Origin of the sequence: Coleofasciculus sp. (genome assembly GCF_046565525.1) — a bacterium.
GTDB lineage: Bacteria > Cyanobacteriota > Cyanobacteriia > Cyanobacteriales > Coleofasciculaceae > Coleofasciculus.
The window spans coordinates 71,231-90,392 of record NZ_JBKHUP010000016.1; the positions used below are offsets into that span (position 1 = coordinate 71,231).

Consider the following 19,162-nt stretch of genomic DNA (forward strand, 5'->3'; position numbering starts at 1 on the left):
AGGTAAGAGTTTGGCTATTCTAGTACAGGGTATCGTATTTTGAGGCAATACTGTATCGGGAAGACGCCATCGGGCAATTATGATACTGTTGGCAATTTGTGTAGTTCTGTATGACCAGCAATACCCCAGCGACGAATACAACCCCTAGTCTAATTTCACCGGTAGTTACTCCAAAACCTGCCCAAGATACTCCTCCTGCAAAACTAGGAATTATGGTATCGGGGAGTGGTACAAACTTTGAAGCCATCGCCCACGCGATCGCAGATGGGCAACTCCATGCCCAAATTCAAGTCATGATCTACAATAATCCCGGTATCAAAGCCATCGCCAGAGCCGAAAAATTCGGCATTCCCATGGTTCTCCATAATCACCGGGATTACAAAAAACGAGAAGCACTCGATGCTCAAATTGTCCAGACATTGAGACAGTATCAAGTTGAACTCGTCGTCATGGCGGGTTGGATGCGAATTGTTACCCCAGTCCTCATTGATGCATTTCCTCGTCGCATTCTTAACCTTCATCCTAGTCTCTTACCCAGTTTCAAAGGGATTCACGCCGAAGCGGAAGCCTTAGCCGCCGGGGTGAAAATTACTGGATGTACGGTTCATTTAGTTAGCCCAGAAGTCGATAGTGGACCGATTTTAATTCAAGCGGCTGTTCCCGTGCTTCCTGACGATACGCCAGAGACGCTACACGCCCGGATTCAAGTACAGGAACATCGCATTTTACCCCAAGCGATCGCCCAAGTTGCGGCGGGGATGGCTTTGGGAGTGAGTTAAATGCAGTTTTTCGGTAGGAATTGCTGAGCAAAATGCCAAGTTCATCGCTTTACCTCGTGAGACCCCAACCTCAGCGAAGCAGGTTGGGGAGGGATAGAGGTCAAACCGAACCACTCAATGTGGTGAGATTTGAACGGTCCAGGTGAAGGCACGACGATTAACCCCGTGCTTCGCTGCAACAACTGGACTTTTTTGGCGCTAAATTGCCCTAGTCGTTTCCAGTTAATATCGCTAACTGAAACTTGTTTCTCTGTGTCTCCAGAACACCAGACCGCGCTGATTTTCGCCCACTGGTTCTATCCACATCAGCCATGACTAATTCATAGTGAATGGCACTAATGGGGAACAGTTTAAACAACTCTTTGACTACCCGTAACTCTAGCTGTTTGTTAGCTCGGATTGAGGGTGGTAGTTTACCCTGTTTTCGGTTATCAAAGCGCTTCTGACGATGGCATCGTTCAGAATAGGGTAGTTTCCGGTTAATTCGTCTACCGCATCTAAACTAAGATGTCCTAACCAAATAGCGACTTGACAAAAAGTCTTAGAGATAATCCGAACTAGGGAAGTATTCGGAAGTCTGTACCAAGTTTAGACTCAGTGCGGATATTCAACTCTTGCGTTGCTAGATTTGTCTCTAGCAATCCCTAACAGAGCAGCGATAGCTAGGTTAGGGTTGTTGAATGTAGGTTAGATCAAGATACAAGACCCAACCTACACTTTAAGATAGTATTGGCAATTCTGCTCAATAGTTTGATAGATGTCACCCTTTTTTGGAGCGGGTTTATTGCCATCGTCGTGGCAAAACCCAATTATCGGTAAACCCGCCCTCACCAGCTCACATCTAGTTCTTTTGCCGTTTCGACCGTTCCCGTTTAAACAAACCACCAAATCCTAAAGCTAGGGCAGACCCTAAAATAGTCATAGGTTCTGGAACTGGCTCAATACCGCTAATGTGGACAACCATGTCATTGAAGTCTTTGTCAGAACCACTAAAAGGCTTATCCTCAAAAGCAAAGATGAACTCAGTGTCCACAAATGTTCCCGAATCTAAACCATTAATTTTGAGTTTGGTCTGGTTATCGCCTTGATAGGCTAGAACTTGCGGATTGCCATTGTTAAGACTATCCTCAGTGTAGAATGTGTTGTTTTCTGGGGTATGGAGATAAAAGCCAAATGAATTACCAAAACCTGTGGCAACTAAGGTGTTGTTCACTTTGACATCACCATTATCAAAGAAGCTGATAAAGGCTTGCTCAAAGGGTGAACTGGCTCCATCAAAAATTAAAGCTTGATTGTTAGGATTTTTGGCACTGTAGAGTCCAAACTGATTTCCAGGAGCAAAACCAGCTATTTCGGCAACCAGAGTTCCTATTGCTCCACTAGCAGAAGTATTGTCAAACAGGGCGAATTTTGACTGATCATTGACTACATTGATACCAGGATCTGAGACTTTGATGTCATCGAAGATTGTCTGGAGGGACGTTCCCGTTGGTATTTTCTCTATGGGTCGGTTATTAATCGAAGCTGCTAACGCCCCGTTGCTGTAAGCCATTACGGTTCCTAAAGCAACAAGATTCGTTCCTACTGTAGCGATTGAAGAAAAGTATTTCATGACGATAAACCTCGTGATCATTGTTGGGTGAACATCAGACTTGCAAGGGGGTTGTCTAGGATTTCTCTTTCTTTCCCCACTTTAAGCAAGTCCATTGAGGGTGAGAAATCAACCACAACAAAGATCCGAAAAGCCAACGAAAAGCCGATCGCCAATTAGTGAATTTAGTGTTACACTAATAATTAAGAAAAGTTGAAATTACCGAGCGGCGGGACATCTCCATTCTTGTTGTTAGTCAAGCAAGGCGAAGATTGTCTGGCTTTTTATTAATAATGGCTGAATTCAAAGCATACACCCTCGTTGGAGAAGACAGTCAGCAATAGGTGGTTCGGTTAAGACAAAAAAGCTTTTAGGCGATAAAAACTAAATTTTCTGTCTTGAGCCAGCAGATACCTTTGGCTTATCTGTTTTTCCCTTACATGAGTAATAATACCGAACTTCTCCAAGAAAAAGTGCAAAAAAGTCAAGTCTTCATTAATACTTTATCGAGTTAAGGTATGTAAAATTTTATAGATGTAAACACTCGTTTACATTTAATTAATCTTTAATCGGGAATAGGATCGTTAACCTCACTGACTTGCCCGTCACTGGTGTATCATTACTTCCCTGTGAATTGCTAAAGTTTCTTATCGGATTCCCTCGAATATATTTCTATATGTTTCACGATGTAAAACACTTGTGACTAAAGTAGCGGTTTTATATAATGTAAACTTATATCAAAGTCATTAATGGAATTCTTAATTAGCTTCATCGACGCTTTATATTTGAGTTCAATAGAGCGCTCTGGAGACCAAGACCCCGACTTCTTCAAGAAGCCAGGGTTTTAAGAATCTACGCTTCAACTTCTCGATGTCCCAACTTCCAAAGGAAACTAGACAGCCAATTGGTCGCCACATGAGCCACAATCGGAACCAGCAAATTTCCTGTACCTACAGCACTAACCCCCAGTAACAATCCCACAATCGTTGCCCAAACAACATAGGGCCACTGTTGGGAACCACTCAAATGTAAAATGCCAAACACCAAGCTAGAAATAATCACACCCAGGGTGTTCAAACCAATAGCTGGCAACATTACCCCCCGAAATAGTAACTCTTCACTCATACCCGGAAGTAACCCCAACCAAATCAGATCAGGTAATACCAATGGTTTTAAAACCAAGTTGAGATAAACGTCAGCACTTTGACGGTATGCTGACCAGAGGCGATAGACTACACCACTCATGGCGGTAATTCCCACGCCCATACCTAATCCGATGAGTAATCCTTCTAAGGTAAAGTCTAGGGATAAAAGTGTCACCGACCCAAATTTCAGCCAGAGTTTAGCAACGACGAGCAAAACGATCGCCGTTATCCCCATGGCAACTAACACTTGGGTGCGGGTGAGGGGTTCAAAGTCAGGGTTATCGGGAAGCTGTTTAGTCACTAACTATATAGATAAGCTACGCATAGACGACACAGAGGGACTCAGAGCATCGGCACTAATTCCAGCGCGATGTGCTACTAACATACCCAGTGCCTCTAAATACGAGTGTACTCGCACAGCTTTGATTGCCAAAGGTTCTGGAGGCACTTGCATTGAGGTTTGGTTATCCTCAACCGCAATAATTTGAGTCCGTAACTGACTTAAGCTTAGCAAGGCACTACCGCCACAGGCACTAGCGGGAATCACAACCGCATCCACATCCTCTGCCCAAATCTCTCCCGGTTGACGCCTCTTCACTTGAAATTGCGGGGCGCGACTTAATCCCACTAACACACAGGGTAGAAAAGTATAGCCTAATTCCTCGGCGGCCGATCGCGGCGACAAGTTGGGTTCTAGGGGAAGGGGCATTAATGCCGGGGCGTGGGCGCAAGGGACTTGGAAGGTTCGCACGATTAGGTGAGAGATCACCGCTTCTGCACCTGCCAGCGGATCGACCCCTTGTCCCTGTCGGTATGCCTCTAGGGCTTCGCTTCCGAGATCATCGGGAAAACGAGCCACTACTGCGATCGCCTCTGCCTTTGCCTGTTGAATCAGCACCTCAGCCGATCGCAACAAACTATCAGGATTGCCAATCGTACCCCAACTCGCACCCGATGGTGCTGTCCGCAGTTCCACATTGAGGGGCGCATCAGTAATCACGTAATCGGTTAGATTCAGTCCCAGTGTGGCTCTGGTGGCATCAGCCGCTTGCAGATGGCGCAAACGCAGGTCAGGTTCAATCCCTTGGTCGAGGATTAATCCCACCCGATTTTGATGCATGGGTTGTAATCCCCAGCATCCAGCGGCGAATTTGTCAAGCCCATAGCCTTCTACATAGAGGGCGTTGGGTAAATTCCAATAGAGTTGGGCACCATTGAGGACATTGGGATGAGTGATTAGGCGATCGCAGATTTGCGCGATCGCTCTAGCGACGGGTAAAGCGTCTCCCGCATAGCCACCAATGGATGCGCCAATTCCTGTGGGAACGATTAAAACAACGGTGTAAGGACGCACAATGATTAAGGGGTGGACGGTTTAGAATCGGGATTTGTGACAATCGCTTCAACCTGAGCTTTTTGTTCCTGAGTATCCACAGATGTAACCGCCCAACGCAGGGGTTCTCCCTGTTTTTGCAGTTCCGTCTCAATCGCTTGATGGAGTTGTTTGGGTGACTCCTGGAGGTCAATTTCGGCAGTAATGAAGTGAGTCGTCATTTTTTTAGTGGGGTAAATTACAATAAATGATGAATGTCAAGGGGTACATATCTGGGTGCATGTCAACGCAAGTAGGTTGGGTTGAGGAACGAAACCCAACACCATCGCACTTCTGGAACATTTTCTGTCCTGACATGCTCCCCAAATGTTTCCCCATCAGGGTGAGTTGAGTCAAGTTATCAGTTTCTTACTAAACGTTATCGGTAAAACCCACCCCGACAATCCTGTGTCCTCTCGGCTGGCTCAAGACGGTTGACCGAATTGGCGATCATAAACCTCGTCTTCCTTACCGGATTCCACTTTCAGGTTAGAGCGCGGTAAGGCGATACAAAGCAAGACATACCCTTCCTCTTGCAATTCGGGTCCAAGTCCCATCCCTTCGCTTTGATCAACAGAACCCTCAATGATTTTAGCGGCACAGGTTGTACAAACGCCAGCATTGCAGGCATTGGGTAAATCTATCCCTTGTTCCTCCGCAGCCTGAAGAATCTTTTTGTCTTCTGGGACTTCTATAGTGTGGGTTGTACCTTGGTGATTGATTTCGACGGTGTAAGTCTTGGGCATTATACCTCTTAGCGGCTTTCCAGGTTTACTTTCCCGGTGCGGGAAAAAATATTGACCGGGATTATTTTAACGTTTGGTGCCGGATTCCAGGCTATCCTTAAGTTTATTATGAGACCGACACTTTAGATTCTCATGGTTGATCCGATCGCATCCTCTCGTACTCACCCGGCTGAACCCTCCCTCCCGCCGTCTTGGAACTATGAGGCGACAGTGGCTCAGGTGGAGACGATTATCGAGCAAATCGAACGAGGGGAACTGGAATTAGCCGAGGTATTTGACCAATTTGCCTCAGCGGTAGAGTATTTACGTCAATGTGAAGCCTTTCTGCAACAGCGACAACAGCAAATGGATTTGTTGATTGAGACATTGACCGATGAGTCAGATTCCCAGACTTAATCTCTAACTGTTTGCTTATTTCTTCTATCAACGGATTACTTTGTTCAATCTAGCGTTTCTCGGCTGGGTAATGTACATTACCAAGGGTGCAAGCCTTGCGCCCCTACAGATTTTCTGTAAGGTGGGCAAGAGTCATAAACCTTGAAGCTTGTTATATCTTGCATCTGGCGATTAGAAATCATTGCTACACAAACAAAACCCACCTACGTGGGTTAAAACCTAACTTGTGTATTCGTTAGTTTATGAGTCTGTTGGTGTGCCGTAAAGTATACGCCAGCTTCGTGACTCATATTGACTTTAAAGCTGGTTCTTAGATTTTCTTGAGGTGTTACGCCAATAAATCATCAATCGCTATACTAAAACCTGTTAACACCTGCTGCGTTTTAACAACATCACCATGATTAAATAAAACCTGTTGCTGTTCTGTAATCACTAAAACCCATTGACTCTCCGGAAACACTAACCAAACTTCCTGACATCCTGATCGCAGATACTCTTTGACCTTACTAAAAACCTCTTCCGCCCCATCTGTCGGCGAAATAATCTCAGCAATTAAGGGAAAACTTTGGGATAAAACCGTAAACTCGCCAAATTGTTCCACCAGTTCCGGAGTGAGGTAAGATACATCAGGACGACGCCCTCGTTCTCCTGTCCAACAGGGGGTTTCCGTGTAAACATCTCCGCCTAGACTCTGCTCCTCTTTATAATTTCCCCAATATCGAGCTAATCGTGCTTGAATTCGACCATGTTTGGCGTTGATTCCTTGCTTCTCCACCAATTGCCCATCTACCCATTCTGTATGGTCAGGGAGATTTAGCAAATAGTCTTCGACAGAGAAAACTGGAGACTCAACCTGAGACTCCTGGGAATTCGCGATCGCGTATGCCATAATCATCCATTATCCTTTGCCACAATTATCCCCATTATCCGTAATTTGAGGAGTAACCCGTCACCCCCAACAAAGGACAAATGACAAAGGACAAATGACCATTAAGCCAACATTTCCTGCGCCCGCTTAATATTTTTACGAACCGATTCTGCTGACGTATGTAGGGCGGCGCGTTCGGTATCGGTGAGGTTAATTTCCACAACTTTTTCCACACCTCGACATCCTAACCGTGTGGGGACACCAATAAAAATATCCTTTAAACCATACTCCCCATCCAGATAGGATGATATGGGCAAAAGTCGCGACTGATTATGCAAAATGGCTTCCACCATCGCGCAAGTCGAGGACGCAGGCGCGGAATACGCCCCCCCAGTTTTCATCAGATTCACAATTTCTGCACCACCGTGACGAGTCCGATTTACCAAGCGATCAACTGTTTCCTCATCCATCAGTTCAGTAATCGGAATCCCTCGCACTGTGGAGTAGCGGGGTAAGGGTACCATTAAATCGCCATGACCCCCCAAGACTAACCCACTGACATCCGCAATCGATACCCCTAACTCCATCGCAATAAAGGTTTGGAAACGGGCAGAATCTAACATTCCTGCCATTCCCATCACCCGTGACACGGGTAATCCTATTGTTTGCCAGACCAAGTAGGTCATCACATCTAGGGGATTTGTGACCACAATATAGAGAGCATCGGGCGATCGCGCGATCGCTTTTTCTGCCACCTCAACCGCAATTTTGGCATTAATTTTGAGTAAATCATCTCGATTCATCCCCGGTTTACGAGGTAAACCCGCCGTGATGATTACCACATCAGACCCGGTGGTATCCATATAATCATTGGTGCCAAGAATCTCGCGATTGTGACAATCCATCCCCTGTGCCTGCATTAAATCCAGGGCAATGCCTTGGGGGATACCGGGAACAATGTCCAAAAGTACCACATTTGCCAAATTGCGTTGGGCAATCCGGTGCGCCAAAGTGCTACCGACGTGACCCGCACCAATCACGGTGACGCGGTGATCATTGCAAGCGATAGGTAAATTAGAAGAAAATGCCATGGCTATAGATCGGTTTTACGATCGCGACTATACTACTGGCGTGGCACAGCTAACATAGCGCAATTTTACAGCATTTTTGGGCGCAAGCCTGGATTTTTGACCAGGCTAATCGAGCAAATTAGACGTTTGACATCCTCCCCGGCGTGAACGCACAGGGATTCCTCACCACGCCGTAGGGGTTTGGCTACCAAACCCCTACGGTCGCTGAATGGGGTTGACAGCTCACCACGCACTGCCTCTACTGAGGTCTTACACACGCTCCCTGTCCGTTTTAAGTCTCGGAATGCCCTCCCGCGACTAACTCTATGTATCGTTTAACCCAAAAGCATTGAGAAATACTTCTGTTTTGTCTCCAGGTTGGATTAGAACCATTGCCCTTCGATCTTTCCCTATTGCTGGTTCAGGCTCGGTTTCACTTCATAAAGAAGGTATATCGACTGCAAACTTAGGTGGGAATTTCAACCGCTATAAATTTAACACAAAAGCCGTCCTAGAAGGACGGGGCTTGTGACCCATTAATTCCGGTCACGCTACTACTTCACCCAGTGACTTCGAGTTGGTCGAGGCGAAACCAAATATTCGGGGTCGGTACATAAAACTTAACTAAGGCATACTCACCCCGGGTATCGACCACTTCCCCATCACTTTCAAACAGGTAAGGAGGAAAGCGAGTATCACTGGATTTGGCTTCCACACTATTATCCAACTTTTCGCGATTCACGCGCACTAATGATCCTTTCTTAAGCTTGTCTGCCATTATTTATCCCTAATATCGATATGAGTAAACGCTTTCCAGCCATTATCCCTCATAATTCACCTCTGAGTGTAGGGGCGACCCGCTTCTACTAATTAGGGGTTGCTACAGGGAGTCTGGTGGTGGGGATAGGGAGCAGGGGAAGCAGGGGGAGCAGAGGAAGCAGGGGGAGCCATAGTACATTTTCCCTGATAGCGGTGCAAGGGTATAAAAGGGTTTAACCCTTTTTCCGTGAACAGGAGCAAATATCAATACCAATCAAAGCCCTGATAGCTAAGGGTTTGGGAGTTGTGCAGCAAGCCCTAATTACTGCCATCCCTAGTTGCGCTGTCTTCGCCACAAACTGACCTCAGCGACCATGAATTCTATTTAAAATAATAGTTAAACCCGCACCTCCCCACTAAAAACCCAATCCACCGCCGTGATCCCGATAAACCTCGATCCAATCATCGCTGCAATCACTGCGATCGCACGTCCAACCGCCCCCCTACTCAAAAATAAGCTGGAACGGGACGAAACCGTCATCAAACTCCTGAAAAAGTTTAATCTCGATCCCGAACATCCCCATCCTGACTTTACCAGTATTTATCAATACGCCTTAGTCGAATATGGCATCGGCAAACCCAAGCCAATCCTCGAACTATTCCGGCAAAAAGAGATTCAACAGGCTTTTCGCCAAGCCTTCGATCGCAATAACCCCTCGATTCTCCTGCAACAAGGGGAAGCCTTTCTCGACGGATACGCCTTGGGGGATGAAATCCGAGAATTAGGAATTGAACCCAAGCGCGAATTTGCTGCATTTGCTACGGTATTCAACGCGGGAAAATCTTGATTTATTTTGCTACACTTTTGATGAATTATTGGATGAAGCGGCAAAATAGTTTATAGTCAAAGAATATAAAAGTGGAAACAGCGAAAATACCATCGATTTTATCGAGCATTTACTTTCGTCAACGACCCGGAAAAAAATTATCGATATTTTGGGATGGTGCAACTTACCATTATTTTAAGCAGAGACAATCTTATCATCTTTGCAGCTCTTTTAAAATAGTTAAGTGGTTATTTAAGTTTTTTGCTGATGATCAAATATTCGATTTTCCAAAAATTTTTCAGTATGAAAATTGCCACAATCTATTTAGGATTGCTATAGTCTAGAAGATGCAAAATTTCCCTAAACTCCTCATAACTAATTTGGCGATCGCGGTTGGTGTCGGCTAGCTTCAGCATTGCCTCAATTTCAGCGTGAGTAACTTGGGAATTAATCTCTCGCAAACAAACTTCTAATTCTTCGCCACTAATGTAACCTGACTCATCCTTGTCCAAAAGCCGAAAATATGCCATTAGGCGCTCGTCTTCGTCTAAATGTTTGAATGAATCAAAGGTATGGCTGATCATCCGCCACAACTGATGCGGATCAGTTTGTTTAATAATCTCGGCTTCCTCCGTTGTGGTAACCCCGTAATCTTGGCGAGTCTGCTCAATGCTTTTTGATTCACGTTTCGATAATTGCTTGAGTAACGTCTCCAAATCAGTCATCGGCTTTTTGCCATTAATCACTTCAGCTAACTCGGTGACTAAGTGTTGCTCTGGATGATTCTGGGAAAACTCCAGAATGAGCGTCAAGATGGCTTCACGATAACTTTCTTGACGCCACCAATCTTCACGACTCCTGTGGTTTTGCGGATCAAGCAGAGCAGGATCTTCAACTCCAAGCTCTGTTAAAATCTCCTGATGTTCAGCCTCAGAAATATCGAGTTCCCGCCGCATTGGTTGAAGAATATTCAAACTGCTTGAAACGTCAGCATACCCTTCATTAAGAGCTTCTGTCAAAATTCCTTTATAAGCCTGAAGCCGTTTTTCCTTGGTAAAATTTGGCAAAATCTTAGCTAAAACATAAACTTCATCAGCATTTAGAGAATCGAGCGATCGCCCTTCTAAAAAACGTGAGATATCTAAGTGTAGTTTACTGAGCTGTCGCCGCAGTCGGCTGGCTAGACTTTCTTGGCGGTAGCGGTGGGGATGGCGTTGCCATGTCCGGTAGAGCCATAGCGTACTACAGATGGCAATAAGTAGTGGAAATAAATATTGTATCGGTGCAGGTAACAACCGGATAAAATTTCGTCCGGCAAAGACAAAGAATAGGTTAAAGACAAAGAACGTACAAAGGGTAAACATCCGGTGACGGATTAGTTCTTGACTTAGGGGTTGCTGCTGGCGTCGCTGAACCGCACTATAGCGTTTTTCTATACTAATTCCTATGCTAGATCCGGCAAATGCAAATGCGGCTAATGTCAGCGGAACAGCGACTAACTTAGGCAGGGGAATTTGCTGATTTCCCAGATAGAATCCTGGACTCATTAATGTAGCTAGCTGATTTTCTTGATGCGCCCAAACGCCAGATAAATAGTAGTCCCAATTCCCGGCATAAAGATAATAATAAATGAAGTAACCCAAGACCAATCCGACATAACCGTAGTAGAGCCACTGCTGTTGCGGTTGCATAATCGTTTCCCAGTAGGAACGCTCCGCATCAATATCAATACAGGGACTCTGACAAGCCACACAATCACTCTGTTCTTCGCCTTTTTTGTTTAGGGTGCGACACATCGATTGCGTAATCTTTTGGCGCTCTTCCTCATGAGCTGTTCTCGTCAACAATCCTCTAGGTTCAGCATAAATTTTTTGCACCGGAGCCATGGGACAGAAATACTGACACCAGGATTTACCCTCATAGAGGTAGCCTACTACAATTGCCGCGATAATAGTTGTTAATAAAAAAATAGCCAAGGCTGTGCGATCGGAATTGACGAACAAAATTCTGCTACATAATCCTAGATAAAACAGTCCAAATTGGAGATACAAATGATTCCGACCTAACCAGGAATTTTGAGTCACTTTTACTCCCTGATAGCGTACTTTCCCAGTTTGAGGATGAACTCGTCGTTGTTTCCGTTGCCATCCCAAAGCGCGAGGAATTTGGGACAGGAATGACAATGGACATATCCGACGCCATAATTCATGTCCAAATACCAACAAAATGAAAATAGCGGTGGGGACAATTATGCCCCAAAAAATAGGCGCTCCCAAGGCATAAGCACTCTCTTCTATACAAGTTCCCTGAACATTTACACAAATAGTAGGGTCAATTCTTAAAGGACTAATTGTATTGTCAGGAGTGGTTAATCTAGGAGAGAAAGGGTCATAGAACAACGAAAGAATTAGTAACAACCAACCAATGGTCAGCAGCCATCGAAATCGGTGCATTTGGCGTTCCGGTATTTGCATACTATTTGTTGACGACCTGACTTATAATTTAGCTAGATAAAGAGTATAGTACCATAATCAGCCTGTAAATAGGGGACTTTGCTGGCGAATGTTACAAAAGAGCGTCAAATCCAATAAAGTTAAAATCGTTAGCTACTCTAACGTATTTCGGTCAATGCCCACCCGACTTTAGAGTGTGTAGCCAAATTGTAGTGTGACGCAGCCAGTAGGTTGGGTTAAAACTTAAACACGCTCACACCCCAGCACTAAAGATTTGATTAACCGTCAAATTTAACTCTGGAAAAGTTGCTGACACAATCCGCTCATCTCCTCGTAACTGCGTCACCTGGTACACACCATCAACAAGTTGGTAAACCGAAAACGTCGGTTGCTTGGGATTACCAATATAACGCCTACCGCCTAATCCCAGATGATCTACAATCCAATATTCAGGAATGCCCATAGCCTCATAATCTTCCAATTTCAGGGCATAATCATCACTCCAATTCATGGAAACCACTTCTATAACTAAACGGATAGAAGTCCCCAACATAATGATAGATTCATTGTCCCAGCGAGGTTCGTTATTCGCCACACCCACCTTATCTAAAACGATGACATCAGGTTCATAACTCGACTCTTGTGCAGGTTTAACAACCCATTCCTTGGGTATAAAATAAGGCAGTTGAGAACGCCGAATTTCCAGGAACAGTTCCCCAGATATAAACCCAGCGACTTCTGAATGTTTCCCCCTTGGTTTAGGCACTGCAATAATTACCCCGTCGTGCAGTTCATAGCGATACTCTGGATTCTCTGGATACCAGTCAATAAATTCGTCAAATGTTAATTGTTTTGGTATGGCTTGAATCATCGTCTCACAACCTTAGCAATACCTGAATCATTCAATTTTCACACACCTGAACTGAAATCTTACGCTTTGGTCGTTGGTGACTGACAGCGTGGGCAAAAATGAGACGAACGCCCAGACAACTTAATCCGCTCAATTGGGGTCTCACAGACGCGACAAGGCTGTCCTGTGCGACCATAGACCCAAGCGACTCCACTGTAATTGCCATTGACGCCCTGGACATTGAGGAAGCTGCTGAAGGTTGTGCCACCCGCCTCAATCCCCGCTTTTAAGACTTGAATAATCCCTTGGTGCAGACGTTCAATTTGGTCTACACTTAATCGGGCGCAAACGGTTTGAGGATGAATCCCACTCACGAATAAGGCTTCATCGGCGTAGATATTCCCCACGCCTGCAACCAGAGATTGGTCGAGGAGGGCGGTTTTGATCGAACGCTGAGACGTTTTCAGCTTCTGTGTTAGATACTCTAGGGAGAACGCATCCGAGAAGGGTTCAGGTCCTAAATTTTGCAACCCCGTGATAATGCGATCGCACGCTTCCCCCGGTGGAACCCACCACATCCGACCAAAGGTGCGTTGATCCACAAAACGCAATTCCTGTCCTTGGGGAAAAAACAAGCGCACTCGTGTATGCTTCTGTAACGGTTCCGTTTGCTGAATCCATAAAAGTTGCCCACTCATCCGCAGATGCACTCCTAACCAGCCAGCATCCCCCTCTTCAGAGTGGCTAAGTTGGGCAAGCAAATATTTACCCCGTCGGTGCCAATCGGTAATTCTCGTCTGCTTCACACCCTCCAAAAACGCTGCCACAGAAACAGGGTAGGCGATGGTGCGCGGGAGCAACACATCCCCACCCTGAATATCCTGGGTACAAGTAATTTGCTTGAGACCCAGACGAATTGTTTCAACTTCCGGCAATTCAGGCACGGCTTCGTGTGATACCGTTCCTTTACTTCTTAGCTTTCTTCTTAGCCGCTTCCACGACTATGAGTTCGTTTTCAGCAAAGTTATTGGTATTGATGCCAGCATAGTTGACTTTATCGAAACGGACGATGACCGGATAGATAATGCCGCTCTTGTCTACGGTTGCCACGGTTCCAACGTCGTTAAACCAGTAGGATTCTTTGCGTTTAATCCGAACTTTCGCGCCGCGTGCTATTTCTGCCATATCAGTTTTTCCCTTACTAATCTAGTTTTACAGCGTACTACTGGATCAGGGGTGTCTGCTTACTCTGTGTTTTAAGTTTTATTACAAAGATAAGTTGAAAAGCCCCTTGTTTCCAGATATAGAGGGAGATAGGGCGGGATGGCGGGGTGCGGGAGCATTGTAGAGACGTAGCATGCTACGTCTCTACACCGATGGAACTCCTACCCTCCTACCCTCTTGAGTCTAATCCCGCCATCGCACCTGTACGAAATGAGCAGGTCGTCCCCAGATATCTGAGGTATCGCTAATATCGTCAACAGCTAGATTAAATGGAATAGCCGTAGTTAGGTAGCGTTGAGCTAGGATACCAATGTCAGGGGCAAGTTGGGTAGCTGTGGCGGTGGCTAAACCCAAACCAATTAGTTGCTCAATCGGACCACGGGGTAGGAGGAGATGGGCGCCTAGGGCAAGTCCAGCCGTTAACATCATGCCAACGGAGAGATTCGTACCGCAACGAGGATGTACAGCTAAATTCCATTCCCCTTGGGTGAGACGGTTCAACGCCAGAGGAACCGCACGTCTTAAGTCTGATAAATTCACCTGACCGTAGAGGTAAAATCCTTGTTCGGTGGATAAACCGCCTAAGGTATCATTATCCATCTCATGCACGGTGGTGGCTGTACCCGCACGACTGCTACCGGGGCGTGACGTATAGTTGACGTTGGCTAAATCAGCCAGAACCCAAACCGTAGCATGTTCAAGAGCATGAACCTGACGCAGCATTAACAGTTCTTGTAACCCTGGTACAAAAGGCAGTTGCTTGAGTAAGTCAGTATCTTGGCTGGGATAGGGCGTGGGAAAGTTAAAATCCCAAGTCTGAGCAGAAGTCGTATAAGTCATGGCAGGAGTACTCTCAAACTAGCCGATATTCTTTCAACTTTAGCGTTCGTTATTGGGGAAGTGTTGACCCTTCGCTTCGCTAGGCTCAAGGGTATGGCGCGTGAGTGTTGAATTTTGAGTGTGTAGGGGTGGGTTTCACCATTATCGTTTCTGACCTCACAAAAGATGTGACTCGCGCCCGCCCTCATTTCCCCTGCACCTGAGCATCCCCGCACCCTCCGCACCCATAACGACGCGATAAGTTTTGCCGCGATAGAATACCAGGTATGCATTGCTGTATCTAGACACCGTACATCTTATTCCTCTCTAGTGGTCTCCCCCGTGCAAAAAAAGCGAAGCATCCTATGGCTTCCCCCTTTTTAAGGGGGACGGAAGGGGGATCTAAAGGGGGACGGAAGGGGGATCAAAAAGGGAAGAGGGGGATCGCAATTTGACAGACGTAGCAGACTACGTCTCTACATAACTTTTGACGTTTGACTTACCTCATGAGTAATTTTCCAGACTTATCCAGCCACGGTTTCAGGGTCGTTCGAGAATTAGGTCATAATCGCGCAGGTGGGAGAGTCACCTACCTGGCGGTGCCAATTCCTCCCCTGACGTCAAAGGGAATGCTGAAAGAACCCGTTGTGATTAAACAGTTTCAGTTTGCCCAAAGTGAGGCACACTGGTCTGATTATGAAGCCATCGAACGGGAAATTCAAGTGTTACGTGGATTGAATCATCCAGGAATTCCTCAATATTTGGGTTCATTTCAAACCGCAACCGGGTTTTGTTTAGTCCAGGATTATAAAAAAGCCGCGTCTTTAGCTGTTCGGCGTAGTTTTGACCCCGATGAAATTAAGCAAATTGCTGTTTCATTACTCAATATTCTAGTTTATTTACAAAATCGCATTCCGTCGATTAGTCATCGGGATATTAAACCGGAAAATATCCTAGTCGATGATGAGTTGAATGTCTACCTGGTTGATTTTGGCTTTGCCCATGTCGGCGGTAGTGAAATTGCCATGAGTAGTGTTGCGAAGGGGACGATTGGGTTCATCGCTCCGGAATTACTGTTTAATCAACAAGTGAGTGAGGCGTCGGATCTCTATGGGTTAGGCGCAACGCTGATTTGTTTACTCACGGGTATTGCCTCAACCGATATTAGCCAGTTAATTGATGAAGACTATCGGATTAATTTTAAACATCGGGTTCCTCGGCTGAGTTTACGTTGGATTGATTGGCTGCAAAGGATGGTGGAACTGAAACCAAAAGACCGTTTTCTGGATGCGGAAACCGCGTTAGAGGCGCTGAATCCAATTTATGTGATTCGAGTACCAGAGGTGAATCTCAATGTCTCGTGTTTGGAATTCACGGCGAAGAAATTGGGAGAAAAGTTAACTAAAAAGGTCATTTTGACGAACTCTGTTCCCGATACGGTATTGGAAAGCCGTTGGCAAATCGCCCCCCATCTGAGTGATCCACCCCACACGCCTGATTTCCATGAATGGATTTACCTTGAGCAAACTCATTTTGTCAGTAATCAAGTGCTGTTCAAAATTACCGTTAATACGCGCAAGTTGATGGCGAATAAGCTCTATGAGCGGGAGATATTAATTCATAGTAATTCCCATCCGGAAACCCAAAGCTTAACCCTAAAGGTGAAGACAGCACCTGTGCCGATTCCAGCGAAGAAATTACCCTATTTTTCGGTAGGATTATTAATTTTCTTTGCCGCCGCCGCCACCTGGGTGGAAACAATGGCATGGGATGGTATTGTGAGTCATAGTGGCACAATTGGTGTTGCGATCGCGATTTTCATTTCGGTGTTAGTGGCTCTGTTGGGACTCGTGGCGGCGATTACGTCGGGGTGGATTAGTCAGGGGATGGCAAAGGTGCGATCGCGCTTTGGGGTCAAGGTGAAAGCCCTAGATACCGTGGCTTCCGTTTTTTTTGCAGGTGTCGCGGCGATATTTGCCGCCCGATTTGGCGCTCAATTTCGGGCAACGGATATGGCAATTGCGGCATTTGCGGCGGTGGATGCGGTAGTATTTATGGCGGCATTTGAAGGAGAAGGCGTTGCTCAAAGTTGTGTGCAACGGGGCTTTAGTCAAGGGTTAGCATTGGGGGTTTCTGTCTTATCCGCCGCCTTGGGAATTAGTTTAGGAATAGCTTTAAAGTTAGGGGTTGTCAATGGTATGGTTTTGGGAGCAATTTTTAGCACAGGTTTTCCTTTAGCCACGTTAATTCTTTATCCGCCATTGGATCGGGCAAAACGTATTGCCCGTTATCGGAAATTTGAGCAGGATTTAATTAAACCATAATCAGTAGGGGCGGGTTTCACTATTATTATTTGTTTTCACCTTGATGTGACTAAACCCGCCCCCAGACGCTTCTTGCATCACCTCTCTACATCTCCCTAGAAATAACCGCTATGAAATTTAATGAACTCGATGCCAAAATGCGGGTTTATGAAACCGCCCATGATCACTGCGTTTTGCCGGGATTATATATAATAGCGCGGTTAGATGGGCGGGGTTTTACACAGCTAACGCGGGAAGTGCATCCATTTGAAGCACCCTTTGATGAAAAGTTTCGAGACTTGATGATTCTCAGCGTAGAACATTTGATGCATTGCGGCTTAAAAGTTATCTATGGGTATACTCAAAGTGATGAAATATCGCTGCTTTTTGATATCGCCGAATCTGCCTTTAATCGCAAATTACGCAAGCTGAACTCAGTTTTAGCTGGAGAAGCGAGTGCTAAATTTTCATTGATACTGGGAACGGTGGCGGGTTTCGATTGTCGCATTTCTCAATTACCGACAATAGAAATAGTGGTTGATTATTTTCGCTGGCGACAAGCAGATGCCCACAGAAATGCGTTAAACTCTCATAGTTATTGGTGTTTGCGGAAAGATGGCAAAACTGCCAGACAAGCCACAGCTCGGTTAGAACGGTTATCGGTGGCGGATAAGAATGAATTGTTATTCCAGCATGGGATTAATTTTAATCATGTACCGAATTGGCATAAACGAGGGGTAGGATTATATTGGGAATCCTATCAAAAGCCGGGATTAAATCCCCTGACTGGTGAGACAACCGAAGCAATGAGGAAACGGATTCGACAGGAGTTAAATCTGCCAATGAAAGACGAATATAGTCAATTTATTCGCGATTTATTGAGGGAAATTAGTCCGTCTTAGGTTAGACGAACGGCATCAATGACAAATGACAAATGACAAATGACAAATGACCAACCATGAACGATTTTCAGATTGGGTTTCCTTGCGTCAACCCAACCTACAACTTATTCCACAATTTTAGCTGTGCCACACCAGTAGGGTGGGCATTGCCCACCTGATATATTGGTAAAATAGTGGCATAAACTTGACAATTAAACCGGGCGCACGTCAGTGTTAGGGCGCACGTCGGTGCGCCCCTACGGTATCTGAACAAAACACATCAGCATCACAGCAATGATCCGAAACCTGACCGAATGGGATAAAGACGACAAGGGCAACGCCAAGGACGAATATGAAGCCCTGCGGCGTTCTCTAAGTTGGACAGAAGGGTTTGGGTTGCTGTTTGTTGACTGTACTCCCGCCACAGTCAAGAAATTAATTGATGATGTTAGGAAAGATTTACCGCAAAAAAGAATCGAGGTTTTACGTCTCACCGAACCGATTGAGAATCTCTATACCGAAATTGCCGCCTTACCGAATCGGGATAGTATCGATATCTTATTTGTTCAAGGGTTAGAACATTCGATTTATGACTATGAAAAGACAATCAAAGATAATACAGAACGTCACAACTATTCCTTATTCTCCGTACCGCGTTTATTAGGACATATGAACCTACAGCGAGAATCATTTCGCGACCATTTTAATATCTGTTTTGTCTTTCTCCTACCCAAATTTGCCCTCACCTATTTCAACCGCCGCGCCCCTGACTTCTATGACTGGCGTTCTGGCGTGTTTAAATTTGAGACTCAAGGCGAGTTGGCTTCAGCAGAGTTATCGCAAAGTGAGGAGGCGTTTTGGTTGATGCAAGGCGAGCAGCGATTTATAGTTGGCGATTTAGTTGATGCAATTGCTTGTTGTGACAAAGCGTTAGATATTGCCCCTGATTCCCATATCGCTTGGTTCAACCGAGGTGTGGTTCTATCTGAGTTAGGACAATTGGAGGAAGCGATCGCTAGCTACGATAAAGCCTTACAATTTAAACCTGATGACTCTATAGCTTGGAACAACCGGGGTTT

Annotated in this window: 19 protein-coding genes and 2 pseudogenes; 7 read left to right on the forward strand and 14 right to left on the reverse strand. The window is 45.5% G+C overall.

Annotated features, from left to right (window positions below; all coding sequences use genetic code 11):
• The first annotated feature begins 110 nt into the window (after positions 1-110).
• On the forward strand, positions 111-779 hold the full coding sequence (purN, locus tag ACLGGO_RS08260) for a phosphoribosylglycinamide formyltransferase (protein ID WP_446418934.1): 669 nt from the start codon (positions 111-113) through the stop codon (positions 777-779).
• 265 nt (positions 780-1,044) lie between these two features.
• Here the strand turns inward: purN and ACLGGO_RS08265 are convergent.
• From ACLGGO_RS08265 to ACLGGO_RS08290, 6 genes and pseudogenes are all read right to left on the reverse strand, one after another.
• Positions 1,045-1,263, reverse strand: a pseudogene (locus ACLGGO_RS08265) (RRXRR domain-containing protein); the annotation flags it as partial.
• A gap of 357 nt (positions 1,264-1,620) precedes the next feature.
• A complete protein-coding gene (locus tag ACLGGO_RS08270) occupies positions 1,621-2,391 on the reverse strand; it encodes a PEP-CTERM sorting domain-containing protein (protein ID WP_446418935.1) in 771 nt (256 codons plus the stop codon).
• An 831-nt stretch (positions 2,392-3,222) separates the two neighbouring features.
• Positions 3,223-3,816: a CPBP family intramembrane glutamic endopeptidase gene (locus ACLGGO_RS08275; RefSeq protein WP_446418936.1), complete on the reverse strand. Its 594-nt coding sequence runs from the start codon at positions 3,814-3,816 to the stop codon at positions 3,223-3,225.
• 3 nt (positions 3,817-3,819) lie between these two features.
• Complete coding sequence (locus ACLGGO_RS08280) at positions 3,820-4,872, reverse strand: DUF3326 domain-containing protein (protein WP_446418950.1); 1,053 nt, start codon at positions 4,870-4,872, stop codon at positions 3,820-3,822.
• Positions 4,873-4,874: 2 nt separating this feature from the next.
• Positions 4,875-5,069 carry a hypothetical protein gene (locus ACLGGO_RS08285; RefSeq protein WP_446418937.1) on the reverse strand — a complete coding sequence of 65 codons (195 nt, stop codon included), beginning with the start codon at positions 5,067-5,069 and terminating at the stop codon, positions 4,875-4,877.
• A gap of 243 nt (positions 5,070-5,312) precedes the next feature.
• The gene (locus ACLGGO_RS08290; protein ID WP_446336493.1) at positions 5,313-5,633 is read right to left on the reverse strand and encodes a 2Fe-2S iron-sulfur cluster-binding protein; all 321 of its coding nucleotides are present in this window, start codon (positions 5,631-5,633) and stop codon (positions 5,313-5,315) included.
• A 132-nt stretch (positions 5,634-5,765) separates the two neighbouring features.
• Here ACLGGO_RS08290 and xseB point away from each other — a divergent pair, with 132 nt between their 5' ends.
• Entirely contained in the window at positions 5,766-6,029 is a 264-nt protein-coding gene (gene xseB / locus ACLGGO_RS08295) for an exodeoxyribonuclease VII small subunit (protein WP_446336494.1), read from the forward strand.
• 328 nt (positions 6,030-6,357) lie between these two features.
• Here xseB and ACLGGO_RS08300 read toward each other — a convergent pair whose 3' ends face one another.
• From ACLGGO_RS08300 to ndhO, 3 genes are all read right to left on the reverse strand, one after another.
• The gene (locus ACLGGO_RS08300) at positions 6,358-6,924 is read right to left on the reverse strand and encodes a Uma2 family endonuclease (protein WP_446418938.1); all 567 of its coding nucleotides are present in this window, start codon (positions 6,922-6,924) and stop codon (positions 6,358-6,360) included.
• Between the two features lie 95 nt (positions 6,925-7,019).
• Positions 7,020-7,988, reverse strand: coding sequence for a malate dehydrogenase (gene mdh, locus ACLGGO_RS08305; protein WP_446418939.1), 969 nt, complete (start codon positions 7,986-7,988; stop codon positions 7,020-7,022).
• 538 nt (positions 7,989-8,526) lie between these two features.
• Entirely contained in the window at positions 8,527-8,745 is a 219-nt protein-coding gene (gene ndhO / locus ACLGGO_RS08310; RefSeq protein ID WP_446336497.1) for an NAD(P)H-quinone oxidoreductase subunit O, read from the reverse strand.
• 418 nt (positions 8,746-9,163) lie between these two features.
• On the opposite strand from ndhO, the gene ACLGGO_RS08315 reads away from it, so the two are divergent.
• Entirely contained in the window at positions 9,164-9,574 is a 411-nt protein-coding gene (locus tag ACLGGO_RS08315) for a hypothetical protein (RefSeq protein WP_446418940.1), read from the forward strand.
• A gap of 49 nt (positions 9,575-9,623) precedes the next feature.
• Positions 9,624-9,881 (forward strand): annotated as a pseudogene (locus tag ACLGGO_RS08320) (IS630 family transposase); the annotation flags it as partial.
• On the opposite strand, the gene ACLGGO_RS08325 reads toward ACLGGO_RS08320, so the two are convergent.
• From ACLGGO_RS08325 to ACLGGO_RS08345, 5 genes are all read right to left on the reverse strand, one after another.
• Positions 9,874-12,027: an EF-hand domain-containing protein gene (locus ACLGGO_RS08325; RefSeq protein WP_446418941.1), complete on the reverse strand. Its 2,154-nt coding sequence runs from the start codon at positions 12,025-12,027 to the stop codon at positions 9,874-9,876. The pseudogene ACLGGO_RS08320 and the gene ACLGGO_RS08325 sit on opposite strands and share 8 nt — an antisense overlap.
• Positions 12,028-12,259: 232 nt before the next feature.
• A complete protein-coding gene (locus ACLGGO_RS08330) occupies positions 12,260-12,877 on the reverse strand; it encodes a Uma2 family endonuclease (RefSeq protein WP_446418942.1) in 618 nt (205 codons plus the stop codon).
• A 59-nt stretch (positions 12,878-12,936) separates the two neighbouring features.
• Positions 12,937-13,800 carry a DNA-formamidopyrimidine glycosylase gene (locus ACLGGO_RS08335; protein WP_446418943.1) on the reverse strand — a complete coding sequence of 288 codons (864 nt, stop codon included), beginning with the start codon at positions 13,798-13,800 and terminating at the stop codon, positions 12,937-12,939.
• 22 nt (positions 13,801-13,822) lie between these two features.
• Positions 13,823-14,041 (reverse strand): photosystem I reaction center subunit IV, encoded by a 219-nt coding sequence (locus ACLGGO_RS08340; protein ID WP_446338216.1) that lies wholly within the window; start codon positions 14,039-14,041, stop codon positions 13,823-13,825.
• 222 nt (positions 14,042-14,263) lie between these two features.
• Positions 14,264-14,920, reverse strand: coding sequence for a DUF6391 domain-containing protein (locus ACLGGO_RS08345; protein ID WP_446338217.1), 657 nt, complete (start codon positions 14,918-14,920; stop codon positions 14,264-14,266).
• A 485-nt stretch (positions 14,921-15,405) separates the two neighbouring features.
• Between ACLGGO_RS08345 and ACLGGO_RS08350 the strand changes: the two genes are divergently transcribed.
• From ACLGGO_RS08350 to ACLGGO_RS08360, 3 genes are all read left to right on the forward strand, one after another.
• Positions 15,406-17,223, forward strand: a complete 1,818-nt coding sequence (locus ACLGGO_RS08350) for a serine/threonine protein kinase (RefSeq protein WP_446418944.1) — start codon at positions 15,406-15,408, stop codon at positions 17,221-17,223.
• Between the two features lie 110 nt (positions 17,224-17,333).
• A complete protein-coding gene (locus tag ACLGGO_RS08355) occupies positions 17,334-18,104 on the forward strand; it encodes a tRNA(His) guanylyltransferase Thg1 family protein (protein WP_446418945.1) in 771 nt (256 codons plus the stop codon).
• A gap of 273 nt (positions 18,105-18,377) precedes the next feature.
• The coding region (locus tag ACLGGO_RS08360) for a tetratricopeptide repeat protein (protein WP_446418946.1) at positions 18,378-19,162 on the forward strand (785 nt) is incomplete at its 3' end.